The sequence below is a fragment of the Georgenia deserti genome (assembly GCF_042680605.1).
GTDB classification, from domain to species: domain Bacteria; phylum Actinomycetota; class Actinomycetes; order Actinomycetales; family Actinomycetaceae; genus Allobogoriella; species Allobogoriella deserti.
Genome location: NZ_JBHUEE010000006.1, coordinates 1 through 18,215 on the forward strand (window position 1 = coordinate 1; position 18,215 = coordinate 18,215).

Sequence of the window (18,215 nt, forward strand, 5' to 3'; positions counted from 1 at the left end):
CAACTATCAGCCACAGACAACACCACTACCGAAATGACGAATGGCCCGAACCCACAAACCGTGGGTCCGGGCCATTCCGATGTCCTGAGACATCACAACGTGCGCGAGGGGGGAGTTGAACCCCCACGTCCTCTCGGACACACGGACCTGAACCGTGCGCGTCTGCCTATTCCGCCACTCGCGCATGCGTGAACAGCAGAGAAAACGGTAGCACGCAGCCCGCCGCATCCACGACGCCCGGACAGACCACAGCCGGGTGATCCCGGACACGCCCGCGTCCGGGCCCGCGAGCCGGGCAGGACGGCAGACATCTCTTCTGACACGGCGCGGACAAGGCCCGATCCACGTCGACGAGAACGGTCAGTACGTCGAGTGGCAGCGGGTCCAGGGGTGACGCCGCGCTGATCGGCCGCGCCACCCGAGAGAATGCGGCCACGATCGTTACGATCGTCCTGCTGGGCGCATGCCTGCCGTTCGCCCAGCCCGGACACCAGTCCGGCACGGACGGACGGGACCTGTGCCCGCAGAGCCGGCGCCAGCCGGACACGATCCGGGCCTCGCCCCGGGAAGGAGTACTCGATGGGTGTCCTCGATCGCTTCGAGAAGGGCGTGGAACGCTTCTTCTCGGCGGCGTTCGCCAAAGCCTTCCGCAGCGAGGTCAAGCCTGTCGAGATCGCCTCAGCCATCCGCCGTGAGATGGACGATCGCGCCGCCCCCGTCTCCCGGGGACGTACGGTCGTGCCCAACGAGTTCACCGTCGAGCTGTCGAACGCCGACCACCAGCAGGTCACCGACTTCGGCGCCGACGCTCTCGCGGACGAGATGGTAGACGTCGCCACCGAGCATGCCGCCTCCCAGCGCTACTCCTTCGTCGGGCCGGTCGAGGTCCACTTCATCGAGGACGAGGCCCTGTCGACCGGCCGCTTCACCGTCCGCTCCGCCACCCGCCGCGGAGCCGTGGCGCCGGCCACGGCCGCCAAGCCGTCCTCCCGGCATCCGATCATCGACATCGACGGCGAGCGCTACCTGCTGACCGGCCCGGTGACCGTCATCGGCCGCGGCAGCGAGGCCGACGTCGTCGTCGACGACACCGGCGTCTCGCGGCGGCACCTCGAGATCAAGGTGACCCCGGCAGGCGTCATCGCCACCGATCTCGGATCGACGAACGGTAGTTACGTCGAGGGTCACCGCATCGACGCCGCCACCCTGGTCGACGGCAACACGATCACGGTCGGCCGCACGAAGATCATGTTCTGGACCGGCGCCGACCCCGATGACGACGGCGGGTGAGCCGTGAGCGAACTGATCGTCACCCTGCTGCGTCTCGGGTTCCTGGTCCTGCTGTGGCTGTTCGTCCTCGCGGCCCTCAACGTGCTGCGCAAGGACCTGTTCGGCACACGCGTGAATTCACGGGGGCCCGGACGGAGCCGGTCCTCGCGCCGGGACAACGGTGGGGCGCGGCCGGCACGCAACGCACCCACGCGCCTGGTCGTCACTCAGGGGCCGCTGGCCGGCACCACCATCCCGCTGGGGCCGTCCGCGATCCTGGTGGGCCGCTCGCCGGGCTGCACCCTCGTCCTCGACGACGACTACTCCTCCAACCGCCACGCGCGGTTCTTCCCGCAGGACGGCGGCTGGTGGATCGAGGATCTCGGCTCGACCAACGGCACCGTGGTCGGCGATCAGCGACTGACGGCGCCGGTGCAGGTGCCGCCGGGCACGCCAGTCCGCATCGGGCAGACCGTCCTGGAGCTGCGGCGGTGAGCGGGTGAGCGCATGAGCATCCAACTGCGCTTCGCGGCCCGCTCGGACGTCGGGCTGGTGCGTTCGGTCAACCAGGACTCCGGGTACGCCGGACCGCACCTGCTCGTCCTCGCGGACGGCATGGGTGGCCCGGCCGGCGGTGACATCGCCTCCTCGGTGGCCGTCGCCCACCTGGCTGAGCTCGACGACGCCCATGGGGCGGACGACCTCCTCGATCTGCTGCGCACCGCCATCAACGACGCGCACGACGAGCTGATGGCCCGCTCCGAGGCGGACCCCGAGCTCGCCGGCCTCGGCACCACGTGCATCGCGATCCTGCGCTCGGGGAACAAGCTCGCCATGGTCCACATCGGCGACTCCCGTGCCTATCTGCTCCGGGACGGCGACCTGGCCCAGGTCACGGAGGATCACACCTTCGTCCAGTACCTCGTCTCCACCGGCCGCCTGACCGAGGAGCAGGCCGAGCAGCACCCCCAGCGCAACGTCATCCTGCGGGCCTTGGGCGACAGCGAGGGCGAGGTCGACCTCGACGAATCGCTGCGGGAGGCCGTCGCGGGAGACCGGTGGCTGCTCGCGTCGGACGGGCTCTTCGGGTTCGTCTCGCACGAGACGATCGCGGAGACGCTCGAGGGCGTCGCTGAACCCGGCAGCTGCGCCGAGGCCCTCATCGAGCTGTCCCTGCGCGCCGGCGCTCCGGACAACGTCACCTGCGTCGTCGCCGACGTCGTCGACGAGGACGGGCCGGCCGAGGGTGACACGACCCCCCAGGTGGTCGGTGCCGCGGCCAACGCGCGCATGCGCGCCAGCCGCGGCGGCTCGTCGGCGGCCGCCCGTGCCGCGGCGCTGACCGCGTCCCCGGCCGAAACCGCGGAGGACGACGACGAGCTGGACCGGCCGAGCCGCGGACGCCGCTGGGTCGGTCGCATCGTTGCGACGGTGCTCGTGCTCGCTGCCCTCACCGGCCTGGGCTACGCCGGCTACTCGTGGACCCAGACGCAGTACTTCGTCGCCACCGACGGCGCCTACGTCGCCGTCTACCGCGGCATCCCCCAGGAACTCGGCCCGCTCCGACTCGCCTCCCTGCACGAACGGACCGATCTGCGCGTCGACGAGCTCCCTCCGATCGCCCAGGACCGGCTCACCACACCGATCACGCGGTCCTCTCTCGAGCAGGCCGAGCAGGTCGTCGAGACCCTGCGTGACTCCGTCCCGGAGCCCACGCCGACACCCGACGACGAGACGCCCACAGACGGGGAGAGCCCCACCGACGGCCGTTCGCCCGGTCGTTCGCCCACCGCCGAGAGCTCCTCACCTGACGAGTCGACGACGGGGGCGGGCTGATGGCCGTCGTCACCCACGAACGCCCCCGCACCGGCCGAGCCGCCGAGCTGGGCCTGCTCGTGATCGCACTGCTCATCGCCGTCGGCGCCTACGCCCAGGTCGCCCTGGCGATCGACGGCGAGCTGCCCGCGGACCTGGCCACCCGCGCCGGCGGCCTCGCCGTGCTCGCCGTCGTCATCCACCTGCTGGTGCGCTGGAAGGCGCCGTACGCCGATCCGGTCATCCTGCCCGTGGTCGTCGCCCTCAACGGGCTCGGCCTGGCGATGATCTACCGGATCGATCTCGCCACGGGCGAGTCCGGGGCGGCGGACCGGCAGCTCATGTGGACGTTGGTGGGCGCTGCCGCCGCCGTCGCGACGCTCTGGGTGATCCGCGACCACCGCGTGCTGCGCCGCTACACCTACACCGCGATGGTCGCGGGACTGGTGCTGCTCGTCCTCCCGCTGCTGCCGCTCATCGGCACCACCATCAACGGAGCACGGATCTGGATCCACCTGGGCCCGCTGTCCTTCCAGCCCGGTGAGATCGCCAAGATCGTGCTCGCCGTCTTCTTCGCCGGGTACCTCGTCACCAAACGCGACACCCTGACCCTGGCCGGCCCGCGGATCCTCTGGCTGCAGTTCCCTCGCATCCGTGACCTCGGGCCGATCCTGCTCGCGTGGGGCACCTCGATCGTCATCCTGGTGGGCCAGCGCGACCTCGGCACTTCGCTGCTGTTCTTCGGGCTGTTCGTCGCCATGCTCTACGTGGCGACCGAACGCTTGAGCTGGATCCTGCTCGGCCTGGTCCTCTTCGCCGCAGGCGCGGTGGCCGCCTCGCAACTGTTCGGTCACGTCGGCGCGCGCTTCGACGGCTGGCTCAACGCCTACGACCCGGAGGTCTACAACCGCTCACCCGGCGGGTCCGGCCAGTTGGTCAGCGGCCAGTTCGGCATGGCCTCCGGCGGGCTCATGGGCACCGGCCTCGGCCAGGGATATCCGGAGACGGTGCCCTACGCGAGCTCGGACTTCATCATCGCCGCGCTCGGCGAGGAGCTCGGTTTGGTGGGGCTGCTCGTCATCCTGCTCCTGTACCTCATCGTCGCCGAGCGCGGCATGCGCGCCGGGATCGGCGTGCGCGACGGGTTCGGCAAGCTCTTCGCCTCCGGGATGGCGTTCGTTTTCGCCTTCCAGGTCTTCGTCGTGGTCGGCGGCATCACGCGGATCATCCCGGTCACCGGGCTCACCGCCCCGTTCCTGGCGGCCGGCGGCTCCTCGCTGGTCTCCAACTGGATCATCATCGCCTTGCTGCTGCGGATCTCGGACTCCGCGCGGCGGCCCGCGCCCCCGCTGGAGCCGATCACGGACGACGGCGGGCGCTGCCCGGACGACGGCGCAGACGGGCCGGGTGAGCCCGGGCGACGCGGCGGGCCCGGTCCCGGTGACGACAGCAGGACAGAGGTGGTGCGGCTGTGAACCGCCCGATCCGACGTCTGGCGACCGTTGTCGTCGTCATGTTCCTCGCGCTCATGATGGGGGCGACGTCGGTCCAGTTCTTCCAGGCCGACCGACTCAACGCCGATCCGCGCAACGTGCGGACGGTCTACCGCGAGTACGGCCGCGACCGCGGACCGATCGTCGTCGCCGGTGAGGCGGTCGCCCGTTCCGAGCCGGTCGATGACAACTACGAGTACCAGCGCGTCTATCCGCACGGTGAGCTCTACGGCCACGTCACGGGGTACTTCTCGACGGCGCACAACCGACTCACCGGGCTGGAGATGAGTGAGAACGAGGTGCTCAACGGCACCTCCAGCTCGCTGCTGCTCCAGCGGATCCAGACGCTCGTCACGGGCAACCAGCCTCAGGGCGGGGCCATCGAGTTGACGATCGACCCGAACGCCCAGCGTGCCGCGGCCGACGCACTCGGGGACCGGCGCGGCGCCGTCGTCGCCCTGGACCCGGAAACCGGAGCGATCCTGTCGATGGTCTCCACGCCGGGGTTCGACCCGAACGCCCTGGCCACTCACGTGCGTGAGGACGCCGACGCCGCCTACGAGCAGTACACCTCGCAGGATGCGGGTAGCCCGTTGACCAATCGGGCGATCGGCGGCGACCAGTACCCACCCGGCTCGTCGTTCAAGGTCATCACGGCGGCTGCAGCCCTCGAGTCCGGCGAGGTGGCCGGCCCCGACGCGATGGTTCCGGGCCCGACCACGTTGGACCTGCCTCAGACGAGCCACGTGATCTACAACCCCGAGCGGCTGCCGTGCGGTGACGGCTCCGGCGAGGTCACGCTCACCCAGGCGTTCCGGCAGTCCTGCAACACGACGTTCGGTCAGCTCTCCATGGACATGGGCGAGGACACGCTGCGCGAGCAGGCGGAGGCGTTCGGTTTCGGTGAGGACCTCGACGTCCCGCAGTCGGTGACGCCCTCGCGCTTCCCGGACGATCCCACACCGCCCGAGCTCGCGATGTCGGGGATCGGCCAGGCCAGCGTGCGGGTCACGCCGATGCAGATGGCCATGGTCGCGGCCGCTGTCGCCAACGACGGCACCCAGATGCAGCCCTACCTCGTCGCCCGCGAGCTCACGGCCGACCTGGAGGAGGTGTCCTCGACCCAGCCGCGCACTCTGCGCGAGTCGGTCTCGCCGGAGACCGCGGACGCCCTGTCCACGATGATGGTCGAGGTCGTCGAGAACGGCACCGGCACCGCCGCCCAGATCCCGGGTGTGACGGTGGCCGGCAAGACGGGCACGGCGCAGGTGAGCGAGGGCGTCGAGGCACATTCGTGGTTCATCGGGTTCGCCGACGCCGGGGACGGGCCGGAGGTCGCCGTCGCGGCCCTGGTCGAGAACGGGGGCGACGGCGGTTCGACCGCGGGCCCGATCGCGCGCGAGGTCATGCAGGCTGTCCTGTCAGGGGGGTCAGGATGAGCGTGGACAACTCCATCAGGCCGGCCGCGCACCGAGCCGCCCCGGACGGGCCGCGGGCGCGCGGCTCGGCCGCCGCGCCGACTCCGCAGATCGGCCTCGTCCTCGGTGCGCGGTACGAGCTCACCGAGCGCATCGCCGTCGGCGGCATGGGAGAGGTCTGGAAGGCGCTGGACCGGCGCCTCGGCCGCGTCGTGGCCGTCAAGGTGCTCCGGCCGGAGCTCGTCGGTGACGAACAGTTCCTCGCCCGACTGCGGACGGAGGCACGCAACACGGCCGGTCTGCGGCACACCAACCTGGCGATGCTGCTCGACCACGGCGAGGCGGACGGATCCGGATTCCTCGTCATGGAACTGGTGACCGGCGAGACACTCGCGGAGCGGTTGCGCCGTGAAGGCACGCTCTCATCCGAGGAGCTGCTGCCCCTCCTCGCCCAGGCCTGCCGCGGACTGCACGCCGCCCACACCGCCGGGGTCGTCCATCGCGACGTCAAGCCGGCCAACGTGATGATCACGCCCGACGGCGTGGTCAAGCTGACCGACTTCGGCATCTCTCTGGCAGCGAACCAGGCCCCGATGACCTCGGCCGGCATGGTCATGGGCACGGCGCACTACCTGCCGCCCGAGCAGGCCACCGGCCGGCCCGCCACGCCGGCGGGTGACGTCTACGCCCTCGGCGTGCTGGCGTACGAGTGCCTGACCGGCGAGCGTCCGTTCACCGGCGCCAGCCAGGTCGAGATCGCCTTCGCGCACGTCAACGAGCCGGTCCCCGATCTACCCGGCTGGGTCCCGGAACCTGTCGGCGCCGCCGTCACCCGCATGCTCGCCAAGGACCCGGGGAATCGGACCGCCTCCGCGCTCGCCTGCGCCCATCAGCTCGAGGAGGTCCTCTCCGAACTGACGGGCGACGTCCCGCATACGCCGGCGGCGCGCCCGGCAGCACCACAGACACCACCGGCACATGAGCCGTCCCGGAGGCCCGCGGCGCACCGCGGCACCGAGGACCCGCGGCGCGGACCAGACGCCGCGGGTTCACGGCACGCCGCCGCCCCGGGCGCGGCGCGGCCGACAATGCCGCCCACAAGCCGAGCGACCACGCCACCGGCGACGCCGCGGCGACGCGCGCCCGGCCAGGGCGCTCTCGCCGTCGTCCAGCGCCTGGCCCTGCCGGCGGGGGTCTCCCGGCACAGTTCCGGTCGACGCGCCGCCGCTCCGGCCCGGCCCGAGCCACGGAACCGCCGACAGGCGCCCGGCCGGCCGGCTCGAGGACAGACGCGGCGTCGGCTGCTGGGCGGTCGCCTCCCGACGTGGCGCGAACTCTCGGCGGACCGGGTGTGGCTGGTCACGATGACCGTGGTGGTCACCGTGCTCTTCGTCATGCTGGTCCTCGTGGCGGTCACGGGCGCAGGTAGCCTGGTCGGCGCCGATCGCGACGGCGCCGGACCGCCGAGCATGATGTTCACCCCCAGCACCGTGAGGACGACTAGTGGCTGACGAGATACCCCGGGTTCTCTCGGGGCGCTACGAGGTCGGCGAGCTGATCGGGCGCGGCGGCATGGCCGAGGTCCACATCGGCTACGACAACCGCCTCTCCCGCACCGTCGCGATCAAGGTGCTGCGCTCCGACCTCGCCCGGGACGCCACCTTCCAGGCCCGGTTCCGTCGCGAGGCACAGTCCTCGGCCGCGCTGAACCACCCGGCGATCGTCGCGGTCTACGACACCGGCGAGGAAGAGGTCGCCGACGCCCACGGCAACAAGGTGGCGGTGCCGTTCATCGTCATGGAGTACGTCGAGGGCCACACCGTGCGCAACCTGCTCGCCGGCGGAGACCCGGTGCCGATCGACGAGGCGGTCGAAATCACCACCGGCGTGCTCTCCGCCCTGGAGTACTCCCACCGCGAAGGGATCGTCCACCGGGACATCAAGCCGGGAAACATCATGCTCACCCCCACCGGACAGGTGAAGGTGATGGACTTCGGCATCGCCAGGGCGATGGCCGATTCCGCGGCGACGATGACCCAGACCCACGCCGTCGTCGGCACCGCGCAGTACCTGTCGCCGGAACAGGCGCGCGGCGAGGTCGTCGACGCTCGCTCCGACCTGTACTCCACCGGATGCCTGCTCTACGAGCTGCTCACCGGGCAGCCGCCGTTCTCCGGCGACTCCGCCGTGGCCGTCGCCTATCAGCACGTGCGGGAGATCCCGAAGGCGCCCTCGGAGGTCACCCCGGACATCCCGGAGGTGCTCGACCGGGTGGTCCTGAAGTCGCTCGCGAAGGATCGCACCGACCGCTACGACGACGCTGCGCACATGCGCAGCGACCTGCTCGCCGCGGTCCGGGGCGGTTCCGTCGAGGCGCCCGCCACGGCCGTGTGGTCCGCGGCGGCTGCCGCGCCCGCCGCCGCGGCGACCCCGGCCCAGGCCACCCGCGCCATGAGCAGGACGCCCACCACGGGGGTGGCCACGCAGCAGCGGACCGATCCGGAGGAGGACGAGGAGAAGAAGTCCCGCTGGTGGATCTGGCTCCTGGCCCTGCTCGGGATCGCCGCAGCCGCGGGCATCGCCTGGTTCCTCCTCGATCCGACGGCGGAGGAAGAGCCGCCTCCACCGACGATGGTCGAGGTGCCGGATATGACCGGCATGGACCAGGTCGACGCCCGTCAGGAGCTGGAGTCGGTCAACCTCCAGGCCGCCATCGAGGAGCCGCAACCCTCGGACGACGTCGAGGAAGGGCTGTTCCTCTCCTCGGACCCCTCGGTGGGTGAGTCCGTCGAGGAGGGCAGCACGGTCCGGCTGGTCTTCTCCTCAGGGCCGGAGGACGTCGACGTGCCGGACATGATCGGCATGACGTCGGACCAGGCCCGCACGGCCCTGGAACAGGCGGGCCTGACGCTCGGCGGCGAGGAGTCGGGGGAGGATCCGGATCGCGAGCCCGGCACGGTCATGGCCACCGACCCCAGCGCCGGATCCACTGTGCCGCCCGGGACGGCGGTGACGCTGACCATCGTGAGCAACCTCGTCGAACTGCCCGATCTGACCGGGATGAGCGAGGAGGAGGCGATCTCCGAGCTGGAGTCCCGTGATCTGCAGTACGAGACCCAGGAGCAGGAGTCCGGTGACTTCGACCCCGGAACCGTGCTCGAGCAGTCCCATCCTGCGGGCATCGTCGAGCGGGGGACCACGGTCACGCTGACTGTCGCCGTCGAGCCGGAGGAGCCGACGGACGAGCCCACCGACGAACCGACAGACGAGCCGACGGACGAGCCCACCGGCGGCAACGGCAACGGCGGGAACGGGAACGACGGCGGCGGCAACGGCGACGGCGGCGGCAACGGCGGTGACGGGAACGGCGGGAACAACCCGACGAGCCCGGGCAACAGCCTGCTCGGACCCGGCGACGGCTGAGCACCGCTGCGACCCGACTCGGACACCTGACTGAACCGGGACACCTGCCTGATCGGGAGTCCGGACGGGTACCGCGGCCCGGGGCGCCCTGGTTAACGGCGCACGAGCGGGGCGAGGCCCTCGGATCGGGCCACCGCGCGCTCGTCGCCGGTGACCGCGAGCCAGTTCGCCAGCAACCGGTGACCGCCCTCGGTGAGGACGGCCTCCGGGTGGAACTGCACACCGGACAACGGCAGCGAGCGGTGCTGCAGGCCCATGACGATGCCGCCGCCGGTACGGGCTATGACCTCCAACTCCTCCGGCACGGTCTCGCGGACGACGGCGAGCGAGTGGTACCGCGTGGCGGTGAACGGACTGGCCAGACCGTCGAGCACGCCCGTGCCGTCGTGGACCACCTGCGAGGTCTTGCCGTGCATGAGCTCCGGCGCGTGGGTGACGACCCCGCCGAAAACCTCACCGAGGGCCTGGTGCCCGAGGCAGACGCCGAGCATGGGAACGCCCGCGGATGCGCACGCCTCGATGACCTCCATCGAGGCACCCGCCTCCTTGGGTGCTCCTGGACCGGGCGAGACGAGGACGCCGTCGTAGCGCCGGACTGTGCCGGAGACGTCCTCGACGGCATCGTTGCGCACGACGGTCGTCTCGGCGCCGAGCTGCTGCAGGTAGCCGACGATGGTGTAGACGAAGCTGTCGTAGTTGTCGACCACGAGGATGTGGCTCATCGGGACGCTCCACAGGCAGGGACGGTGCGGCAGAGCCCCATTCTCGCACCGGACCCCCGGCGGTGCGTCAGTCGGTCACCGGCTCCGCATGCTGGAACGCCAACGGGCCGGTGTACGCGGGCAGTTCGATCTCCGACTGTTCCGTGACCGACCAGCCGAGGCCGACCGCCTCGACGTACTGGAGATACACCTGGACCCCGGGGGAGGACTCCAAGCCGTCGCGCAGCTGCTCGGGCTCACCGACGGCCCGGATGACGTAGGGCGGGGAGTAGGTCCGGCCCGCGATGTGCAGGACGTTGCCGACGCAGCGCACACCGGTGGTGGTCACCACCCGGTGGCCCTGCACCGACATCGCCTCCGCGCCACCTGCCCACAAACCGTTCATCACAGCCTCGAGATCCTGCTGGTGCACGACGAGCGCGTCCGCGGCGAAGTCGCCGGAGTCCTCGTCCGGCAGTGGCGGCGCGTCCCAGAGCTGAACCTCGAGGCCCGGTCCCGCCACGGCTTCCAGCCCGGCGGATGCGGCCGAGACCTCCTGGTCACCGGGACCTGCCGCGTCCGTCCCGTGACCGGCGACCGCCTCGAGCTCGTCCCGTAGTTCGGCGTTCTCCGCCTCGATCTGCTCCAGACGCTCGGTCTCGGCCCGCGCCAGTCCCTGGAGGTCCTGCGGCTCGCGCGAGGTGTTCTCGCCGGCGAAGATCGAGGCGTTGGTGGCGACGAGCAGCCCGGCGAGCAGCCCGACGACGCCGGTGCCTACGGAGATCCGGCGCCTCCGTGGCCGCGGCGCTCCGGGAGCAGACTCGCTCACGCTTCCCCTCCCCGCGCGGCCGAGACCGTGCCACCGCGCTGGTGAGACTACGCTAGGTCACCGATCCCGTAGCCGGACAGGTGCACCACTCGCCGGAGTGTGCGTGCCGTCCGACCCGTGAGGAGTAGGTGCATGCCCGAGCCCAAGAAGCGCAAGAAGCCCACGTCCGAGGCCAAGGAGCGGCCTGCGGCGACCAAGGCGGCGCGTGAGGGCGGCGACAAGCGGCCCCGCAAGGCGCCGACGTCGGCCCCGATGCACAGCCCTCGCTGGTGGGCGCCGACGATGGTCACCCTCATGGTCATCGGCCTGATCTGCGTCGTCCTCACCTATCTCCTGCGTGGTGAGGCCCCGGTTCCCGGCATCGGAAACTGGAATCTCGCCATCGGATTCGGCGTGATGCTCATTGGGTTCTTCATGACCTTGAAGTGGCGCTGAACGGCGATCCTCAACCCCGTCGTCGACCGCTCGTCCACACCCCGCCGCGCGACCGCGGCGGGGTGTGCTGTATGTACCGCGGGACGGCCGGACCATGACCCCGCTCCGCTGTAGCCCTCTGACCTGCGCCTTCGCGCGCCCCAGGGCGGCCACGCGACGAATATCAACCGTGTAGTTCTCCACATGTGTGTCCACACCTGGGGATGGAGGGCATGACGGCTGTCCACAGGTGTGCACACAGCCGTGGAAAATCACATGGATGTGGTTCGCCCGGATGACGAGGCTCAGAGAGCGGCGTAGCGGAGTACCACTAGGCCGAGAAGAAGCACGGCCATGACGGCTGTGGCCGCGACGCCGAGCGCGGTGCGGTTCTCCCGTGGCGCGTAGGCGTAGACCACCGCGAGGAGTGCGCCGACGACGGCGCCGCCGAGGTGGGACTGCCAGGAGACGTTCGCGATGATGAACCCGAGGACGAAGTTGATGACGAGGAGGATGAGGATCTGGGTGGCATCGCGACCGAACCGCCGCATGACGATGAAGATCGCGGCGAACAGACCGAAGACCGCCCCGGAGGCACCGACGACGTACGTGCCCCACGACTGCTCCACCGGGTTGGCCAGCAGCAGCACGGCGGTCGAGCCGCCGAGCGCGGAGAGGAGGTAGAGGGCGGTGAATCGCCATCGGCCGAGAACCGGCTCGAGCGCCGTGCCGATGATCCACAGGGCGTACATGTTCAGCGCGAGGTGGAGGGTGCCGCCGTGCAGGAAGGCCGCCGTGAGGAAGCGCCACGGCTCTCCCTCGGCAAGGGCGGGCGTGAAGGCGAACATCCCCGTCACGTCCGGAAGGCGCTGGGCAAGGTAGACGAGCACGCAGACGGCGATGATCGTCAAGGTGACGACCGGCCGACCGGAGCGGCTGCGGCCGCCCAGCGTCGTGCGCACCTGGGGCGCCGCGGCCTGCGCCTGCCGGGCGCAGTCGACGCACCGGACGCCGACCGAGGCCGGACGCTGGCACTCCGGGCATACGGGCCGTTCGCACCGCTGGCAGCGGACGTAGGAGACGCGGTCCGGATGCCGGGGACACACCGGCATCTGCGGCTCGCCGGTGCCGTACTGATACGCCATGCCCGGAGAACTACTCGCTGACGGTCACCGACGTGATGGTGATGTCCTCGACCGGCCGGTCGTTGCGGCCGGTCTCGGTGGACCCGATCTGGTCGACGACGGCGCGGGAGGCGTCGTCGGCGACCTTGCCGAAGATGGTGTGCTTGCCCTGCAGCCAGGTGGTGGGACCGGTGGTGATGAAGAACTGGGAGCCGTTGGTGCCGCGGCCGGCGATCTTGCCGGCGTTCGCCATCGCGAGCATGTACGGCTCGGTGAAGTTCAACTCCGGGTGGATCTCGTCGTCGAACTGGTAGCCGGGACCACCGGTACCGGTGCCGAGCGGGTCACCGCCCTGGATCATGAAGTTCGGGATGACCCGGTGGAAGATGACGCCGTCGTACAACGGGCGGTTCGTCTCCTCGCCGGTCTCCGGATCGGTCCAGGTCCGCGACCCCGTGGCCAGCTCGGTGAAGTTCGCGACGGTCTTCGGCGCATGGTTGGGGTACAGCTCGACGGTGATGTCTCCGGCGGTGGTGTGCAGAGTCGCTTCCATGCCCACGATCCTCGCATGTCGCGGCAGATCGGGCGGCCGATGGCGGCGATCTGAGCTTCGCACAAGCATCTGAGCCGGAAAGCGTGCAAGATGGTGCCCTGTAGCACTGGCGGTACCACCTCCGGTCGCTGCCGGACTGTCCTTCGAGACGAGCAGGGAGAGCACATGTCGCGCAAGCGCAAGAAGATCGAGTCGGAGAAGGTGCGCAAGCAAGCGGCCGAACTCGGCGCGATCGCGCAGGAGCAGGCGGGTGCTGCCGCCAAGCAGGCCGAGCACTACCGCAAACAGGCCGCCGAGCTCGCCGAGCGGGGCCGCGAGTGGGCCACCCCGCGGGTCGAGGCCGCCGCGGACTGGGCCGGCCCGCGGGTCGACAAGGCGTGGAAGCGCACGGTCGCCGTGACCGCCCCCAAGGTCGAGGAAGCGACCGAACGCGTCCGGCCGGCCGTCGACGACGCCTACGAGCGGCTCACCGAGGACTACCTGCCACGGGTCCAGAAGGCGATGCACGACGCCGCCCAGGCCGCGTCCGGCGGTAACGGGATCAGCCAGAAGGCCGGCAAGGCGGGCGCTGCCGCCAAGGAGGCGCTCTCGAAGCCGCCGAAGAAGAGCCGCGGCGTGGCCAAGACTCTCGGATGGGTCGTGGTCGGCACCGTGGCTGCCGGGGCCGGGTATCTGCTGTGGCGCCGCAGCCAGCCCCTCGACGATCCGTGGGCCGAGGAGTACTGGAACGACTCGGCGGCGCCCGCTCCGACCTCCAGCCAGTCCGCGACCGACAAGATCAGCCATGCGGCCGCCACCGCCAAGGATCGCGCGACCGAGGCCGCCGGCAAGGTCAGCGAGACCGTCAAGGAGAAGGCCGAGGACGTCAAGGAGAAGGCGGCCGAGACGCGCGAGCAGGCTGCTCAGTCCGGTGACGAGACCAAGGCCAAGGCGGCCGGCGCCGCTGGTACGGCCGCGGAGACGGCTCAGGCCAAGGCCGACGAGGCCAAGGATGCCGCCGACAAGCGCTCCCCGGGCAGCTCGTCCGAGAGCGGCGGTACGACCAGCAGCAGCTGACCAGCGGCAGCTGGCACACCACACCACAGCGATCAGGCCCGGCTCCGAGGAGCCGGGCCTGACGTGCGTCTGCATCACCCCGTTCGCAGCGGTGACGTCGAAAGGGTGGAGCCAACGGGACTCGAACCCGTAACCCCCTGCTTGCAAAGCAGGTGCGCTACCAATTGCGCCATGGCCCCTTGCGCCCGGACGGCGCAGGCAAAGATGCTACGTCATCGCCGGGCCGGCGGTGTCTCCCCGAAGCTGTCGGTGACCTCGGCCCAGAGGTCGCGTTCCTCACGATCCTGACGGACCTTGATCCAGGCGACGTATCCGGCGGCGGCCGCCGCGGCGATAAGCAGTGCCCTCTTCATGACCTCAACTCTATCCGGCCCGCAGGAGACCGACACGCGCTCACAGAAGTGCCGCGGCACACGAACGACGAGTCGGCACAAGACTGACCACTCGGCACCACAGTGACGAGTGGGCACACGGGTGACGACTCGCGCGCAGGTGGGTGGGCCTAGCTGGACTCGAACCAGCGACCTCTTCCTTATCAGGGAAGCGCTCTAACCGACTGAGCTATAGGCCCCGACGTTCCCGTCCGACCGTGCCGGTCGCGGGGGGTCGTGCGCGGTGCGCGCCGAGCAAGACTATCCCACCGGGCCAAGGCGCCCCAAACGAGAACTCGGCCTGGTGACGAGATTCACGGGAGGGTGGCTCACTCGTCGGTCAGGGTCATGTGCAGACCGCCGACGAGCGCCGCCGTGATGTTGTAAAGGAACGCCATGATGGTGCCGAGCGCCGTCAGCAGCAGGACGTCGAAGACCGCGACGATCGTGGCAAAAGACATGACCCGATCGAACTCGAGGTAGTCCATGAGGGCGAGGAAGTCCTCGGACCCGATCGACTCGAGCAGGTCCTCGACGGCCGCGAAGAGCTGCATGGCGTCCAGGATCAGCCACACCACGGCGAAGGCGACGACGATCATGATGCCGATCGCCACCGACAACAGGAACGACAGCTTCATCACCGACCACGGGTCCACCCGCGAGATCGACAGCCGCACCTTCCGCGGGCCGGCCGCGACGGGCCGGGAGGCGCTGCCCGCACCCCCGGCCGGATCGGAGTCGGCAGGCGGAGGCGCCGCACTCGTGCGTGGGCTGTCGGCCGCGGACTCCGCCGAGCCCGCGGTCTGGGTGCCGATGCGTTCGCTCAGGCTCTGCCGCAGGCTCTGGGTGCGCGGGGCGGTGTCCCCCGGGTCCTCGCCCGGAGGCGGCGGTGGGGCGCTCGGCCCACCGGACGTCGTGCTGCTCATGCCTGTCCTCCGTCAGTGCCCTCGGTGTCCGCGGCGCTGGTCGCGTCGCCGTCGTCCATCCGCGACGCTACCGCGTCACTCTCCGCCGGTGAGGCTCCGGACTCGGCGGTGGCGCCGGTCGGCTCGATCCCGACCTCGGCATCCACCTCACGTTCGACGTTCCGGGCGACGGCGATGATGCGGTCGCCCTTGTCCGGTCGGGCGAAGGTCACACCCTGGGTGTTCCGGCCGGTGAGGTTGACCTCGGACACAGCAGAACGGACGACCTTCCCGCTGCCCATGATGACCAGGACCTCGTCTTCGTCATCGACGATGAGCGTGCCGACCAGGTCGCCGCGCTCCTCCACGAGGTTCGCCACCTTGATGCCCAGACCGCCACGGCCCTGGACCCGGTACTCGGCGACGGAGGTGCGCTTGGCGAAGCCGGCCTCGGTGACCACGAAGACCTGGGACTCGTCGCGGACCACGTCCATGGCGAGCAGCTCATCACCGTCGCGGAACTTCATGCCGGTCACGCCCGACGTCGCCCGGCCCATCGGCCGCAGCGCCTCGTCCGTCGCGGTGAACCGCAACGACTGACCCTTGCGGGAGACGAGCAGGAGGTCGTCGGTGGCGTCGATCAGCCGGGCGGCGATCACCCGGTCGGGGTTGCCGTCCTCGTCCTCACGCAGGTTGATGCCGATGACACCGCCGGTACGGTTCGAGTCGTACTCGCGCAGGCGAGTCTTCTTCACCAGGCCCCGTTCGGTGGCGAGGACGAGGTAGTCGTTCTGGTCGTAGTCGCGCAGCGGCACCACCTGGGCGATGGTCTCGCCCGGCTGGAACGCCAGCAGGTTCGCCACGTGCTGCCCCTTGGCGTCACGCCCACCTTCCGGGAGTTCGTACGCCTTGGCGCGGTAGACCCGGCCGAGATTCGTGAAGAAGAGCAGCCAGTGGTGCGTCGTCGTCACCCCGAAGTGCTCGACGATGTCGTCCTCGCGCAGTTGGGCGCCACGCACACCCTTGCCTCCGCGGCGCTGGGAACGGTAGCTGTCCACCCGGGTGCGCTTGGCGTAACCGCCGCGGGTGATGGTCACCACGATGTCTTCTTCGGGGATGAGGTCCTCGACGCTCATCTCGCCGTCGAACGGGAGAATCGTGGTGCGCCGCTCGTCTCCGTATCGAGCGACGACGGCGTCCAGTTCCTCACCGACGATGGTGCGCTGGCGCTCGGGTGAGGACAGAATGTCGTGGTAATCGGCGATCTCCGCCTCGAGCGCCTCGTACTCGTCGACGATCTTCTGCCGTTCCAGGGCGGCCAGCCGCCGCAGCTGCATCGTGAGGATGGCTTCGGCCTGGACCTGGTCGATGTCCAGCAGCTCGATGAGGCCGGTGCGTGCCTCGTCGACCGTCGGGGAACGCCGGATGAGGGCGATGACGTCGTCGAGCGCGTCCAGCGCCTTGAGCAGGCCCCGCAGGATGTGGATCCGCTCCTCGGCCTTGCGGAGCTTGAACCGCGTGCGCCGGACGATGACGTCGATCTGGTGGTTCACCCAGTGCCGGACGAACCCGTCGAGGCTGAGCGTACGCGGCACGCCGTCGACCAGGGCCAGCATGTTCGCCGGAAAGTTGTCCTGCAGCTGGGTGTGCTTGTACAGGTTGTTGAGCACGACCTTGGCCACGGCGTCGCGCTTGAGCACGATGACCAGGCGCTGGCCGTTGCGCCCCGAGGACTCGTCACGGATGTCGGCGACGCCCGCGAGCTTGCCCTCCCGCACACCGTCGGCGATCTTCTCGGCGAGCTTGTCCGGGTTGACCTGATACGGCAGCTCGGACACGACGAGGCACTGACGGCCGTCGATCTCGTCGACCTCGACCACGGCTCGCTGGGTGATCGAGCCGCGGCCCGTGCGGTACATCTCCTCGATGCCCCTGGTGCCCAGCACCGTGGCCCCGGTGGGGAAGTCCGGGCCCTTGATCCGGAGCATGAGCTCGCCCAGGAGCTCTTCCTTGGTGGCCTCGGGGTTGCGCAGGAACCACTGGACGCCGTCGGCCACCTCACGCAGGTTGTGCGGCGGGATGCGCGTGGCCATACCGACGGCGATGCCCTCGGAGCCGTTGACAAGCAGGTTCGGGAACCGGGCCGGCAGGACGGTGGGCTCCTGGGTGTGCCCGTCGTAGTTGTCCTGGAAGTCGACGGTCTCGGCGTCGATGTCGCGGACCATCTCCATGGCCAGCGGCGCCATCTTGCACTCGGTGTACCGAGGGGCCGCCGCCCCGAGGTTCCCCGGCGACCCGAAGTTGCCCTGGCCGGTAACCAGCGGGTGCCGCATCGACCAGGGCTGGACCAGGCGAACCAACGCGTCGTAGATCGCTGTGTCCCCGTGCGGGTGGTAGTGGCCCATGACGTCGCCGACCACGCGCGAACACTTGGAGAAGCTTGCGTCCGGGCGGTAGCCACCGTCGTACATGGCGTAGAGCACGCGGCGGTGCACCGGCTTCAGGCCGTCACGGACGTCCGGCAGCGCACGCGAGACGATGACGGACATCGCATAGTCGAGGTACGAGCGCTGCATCTCGACCTGGAGGTCGACACGCTCGATCCTGTCGCGCACGGCGACAACGTCCTCGGTGCCGTCGCTGCCGGTGGCGTGGTCGGGCGTATCTCCGGTGGGAGGCTGGGTCACAGGGTGTCTCTCAGTTCTTCTGGTGACTCATGTGTCGGTGGAGGTCGGGTGCCGGCACCCGCGGTCAGGTGCTCCTCATATGGCAGAACCCACGGGACATATCTGCGGTGCTCGCAAGCTCGCTCCTCATATGGCAGAACCCACGGGACATATCTGC

The 18,215-nt window shown here is 70.1% G+C and carries 16 protein-coding genes and 3 tRNA genes; 9 read left to right on the forward strand and 10 right to left on the reverse strand.

Going from position 1 to position 18,215, the window contains the following annotated elements; all coding sequences use genetic code 11:
- Positions 1-100: 100 nt before the first annotated feature.
- Positions 101-184: transfer RNA gene (locus ACFSE6_RS11620), tRNA-Leu, on the reverse strand.
- Between the two features lie 395 nt (positions 185-579).
- On the opposite strand from ACFSE6_RS11620, the gene ACFSE6_RS11625 reads away from it, so the two are divergent.
- Genes ACFSE6_RS11625 through pknB form a run of 7 tightly spaced genes read left to right on the forward strand, consistent with a single transcriptional unit; the run spans position 580 to position 9,418 of the window.
- The gene (locus ACFSE6_RS11625) at positions 580-1,290 is read left to right on the forward strand and encodes an FhaA domain-containing protein (protein WP_388006896.1); all 711 of its coding nucleotides are present in this window, start codon (positions 580-582) and stop codon (positions 1,288-1,290) included.
- A gap of 3 nt (positions 1,291-1,293) precedes the next feature.
- On the forward strand, positions 1,294-1,764 hold the full coding sequence (locus ACFSE6_RS11630; protein WP_388006899.1) for an FHA domain-containing protein FhaB/FipA: 471 nt from the start codon (positions 1,294-1,296) through the stop codon (positions 1,762-1,764).
- Positions 1,765-1,776: 12 nt separating this feature from the next.
- Positions 1,777-3,105, forward strand: coding sequence for a PP2C family protein-serine/threonine phosphatase (locus ACFSE6_RS11635; RefSeq protein WP_388006902.1), 1,329 nt, complete (start codon positions 1,777-1,779; stop codon positions 3,103-3,105).
- Positions 3,105-4,559: an FtsW/RodA/SpoVE family cell cycle protein gene (locus ACFSE6_RS11640; protein ID WP_388006905.1), complete on the forward strand. Its 1,455-nt coding sequence runs from the start codon at positions 3,105-3,107 to the stop codon at positions 4,557-4,559. Before ACFSE6_RS11635 ends, ACFSE6_RS11640 begins: the two co-directional genes overlap by 1 nt.
- A complete protein-coding gene (locus ACFSE6_RS11645) occupies positions 4,556-6,016 on the forward strand; it encodes a peptidoglycan D,D-transpeptidase FtsI family protein (protein ID WP_388006908.1) in 1,461 nt (486 codons plus the stop codon). Before ACFSE6_RS11640 ends, ACFSE6_RS11645 begins: the two co-directional genes overlap by 4 nt.
- Positions 6,013-7,506, forward strand: coding sequence for a serine/threonine-protein kinase (locus ACFSE6_RS11650; RefSeq protein ID WP_388006911.1), 1,494 nt, complete (start codon positions 6,013-6,015; stop codon positions 7,504-7,506). The genes ACFSE6_RS11645 and ACFSE6_RS11650 overlap by 4 nt, the downstream gene beginning before the upstream one ends.
- Entirely contained in the window at positions 7,499-9,418 is a 1,920-nt protein-coding gene (pknB, locus tag ACFSE6_RS11655; protein ID WP_388006914.1) for a Stk1 family PASTA domain-containing Ser/Thr kinase, read from the forward strand. The genes ACFSE6_RS11650 and pknB overlap by 8 nt, the downstream gene beginning before the upstream one ends.
- Positions 9,419-9,510: 92 nt before the next feature.
- Here pknB and ACFSE6_RS11660 read toward each other — a convergent pair whose 3' ends face one another.
- Entirely contained in the window at positions 9,511-10,140 is a 630-nt protein-coding gene (locus ACFSE6_RS11660) for an aminodeoxychorismate/anthranilate synthase component II (RefSeq protein WP_388006917.1), read from the reverse strand.
- 67 nt (positions 10,141-10,207) lie between these two features.
- Positions 10,208-10,948 carry a DUF881 domain-containing protein gene (locus tag ACFSE6_RS11665; protein WP_388006920.1) on the reverse strand — a complete coding sequence of 247 codons (741 nt, stop codon included), beginning with the start codon at positions 10,946-10,948 and terminating at the stop codon, positions 10,208-10,210.
- A 132-nt stretch (positions 10,949-11,080) separates the two neighbouring features.
- Between ACFSE6_RS11665 and ACFSE6_RS11670 the strand changes: the two genes are divergently transcribed.
- Positions 11,081-11,383: a cell division protein CrgA gene (locus tag ACFSE6_RS11670; RefSeq protein WP_388006923.1), complete on the forward strand. Its 303-nt coding sequence runs from the start codon at positions 11,081-11,083 to the stop codon at positions 11,381-11,383.
- 284 nt (positions 11,384-11,667) lie between these two features.
- Here ACFSE6_RS11670 and ACFSE6_RS11675 read toward each other — a convergent pair whose 3' ends face one another.
- On the reverse strand, positions 11,668-12,507 hold the full coding sequence (locus ACFSE6_RS11675) for a rhomboid family intramembrane serine protease (protein ID WP_388006926.1): 840 nt from the start codon (positions 12,505-12,507) through the stop codon (positions 11,668-11,670).
- Between the two features lie 10 nt (positions 12,508-12,517).
- A complete protein-coding gene (locus ACFSE6_RS11680; protein ID WP_388006929.1) occupies positions 12,518-13,039 on the reverse strand; it encodes a peptidylprolyl isomerase in 522 nt (173 codons plus the stop codon).
- 165 nt (positions 13,040-13,204) lie between these two features.
- Here ACFSE6_RS11680 and ACFSE6_RS11685 point away from each other — a divergent pair, with 165 nt between their 5' ends.
- Positions 13,205-14,095, forward strand: a complete 891-nt coding sequence (locus ACFSE6_RS11685; RefSeq protein ID WP_388006932.1) for a hypothetical protein — start codon at positions 13,205-13,207, stop codon at positions 14,093-14,095.
- Between the two features lie 106 nt (positions 14,096-14,201).
- Here the strand turns inward: ACFSE6_RS11685 and ACFSE6_RS11690 are convergent.
- From ACFSE6_RS11690 to gyrA, 5 genes are all read right to left on the reverse strand, one after another.
- Positions 14,202-14,274 (reverse strand) — tRNA-Ala (locus ACFSE6_RS11690).
- A 33-nt stretch (positions 14,275-14,307) separates the two neighbouring features.
- Positions 14,308-14,448 carry a DLW-39 family protein gene (locus ACFSE6_RS11695; protein ID WP_388006935.1) on the reverse strand — a complete coding sequence of 47 codons (141 nt, stop codon included), beginning with the start codon at positions 14,446-14,448 and terminating at the stop codon, positions 14,308-14,310.
- Between the two features lie 144 nt (positions 14,449-14,592).
- Positions 14,593-14,666: transfer RNA gene (locus tag ACFSE6_RS11700), tRNA-Ile, on the reverse strand.
- A gap of 129 nt (positions 14,667-14,795) precedes the next feature.
- Positions 14,796-15,392, reverse strand: a complete 597-nt coding sequence (locus tag ACFSE6_RS11705; protein ID WP_388006938.1) for a DUF3566 domain-containing protein — start codon at positions 15,390-15,392, stop codon at positions 14,796-14,798.
- The gene (gene gyrA / locus ACFSE6_RS11710; RefSeq protein WP_388007651.1) at positions 15,389-17,986 is read right to left on the reverse strand and encodes a DNA gyrase subunit A; all 2,598 of its coding nucleotides are present in this window, start codon (positions 17,984-17,986) and stop codon (positions 15,389-15,391) included. The genes ACFSE6_RS11705 and gyrA overlap by 4 nt, the downstream gene beginning before the upstream one ends.
- Between the last annotated feature and the right edge of the window lie 229 nt (positions 17,987-18,215).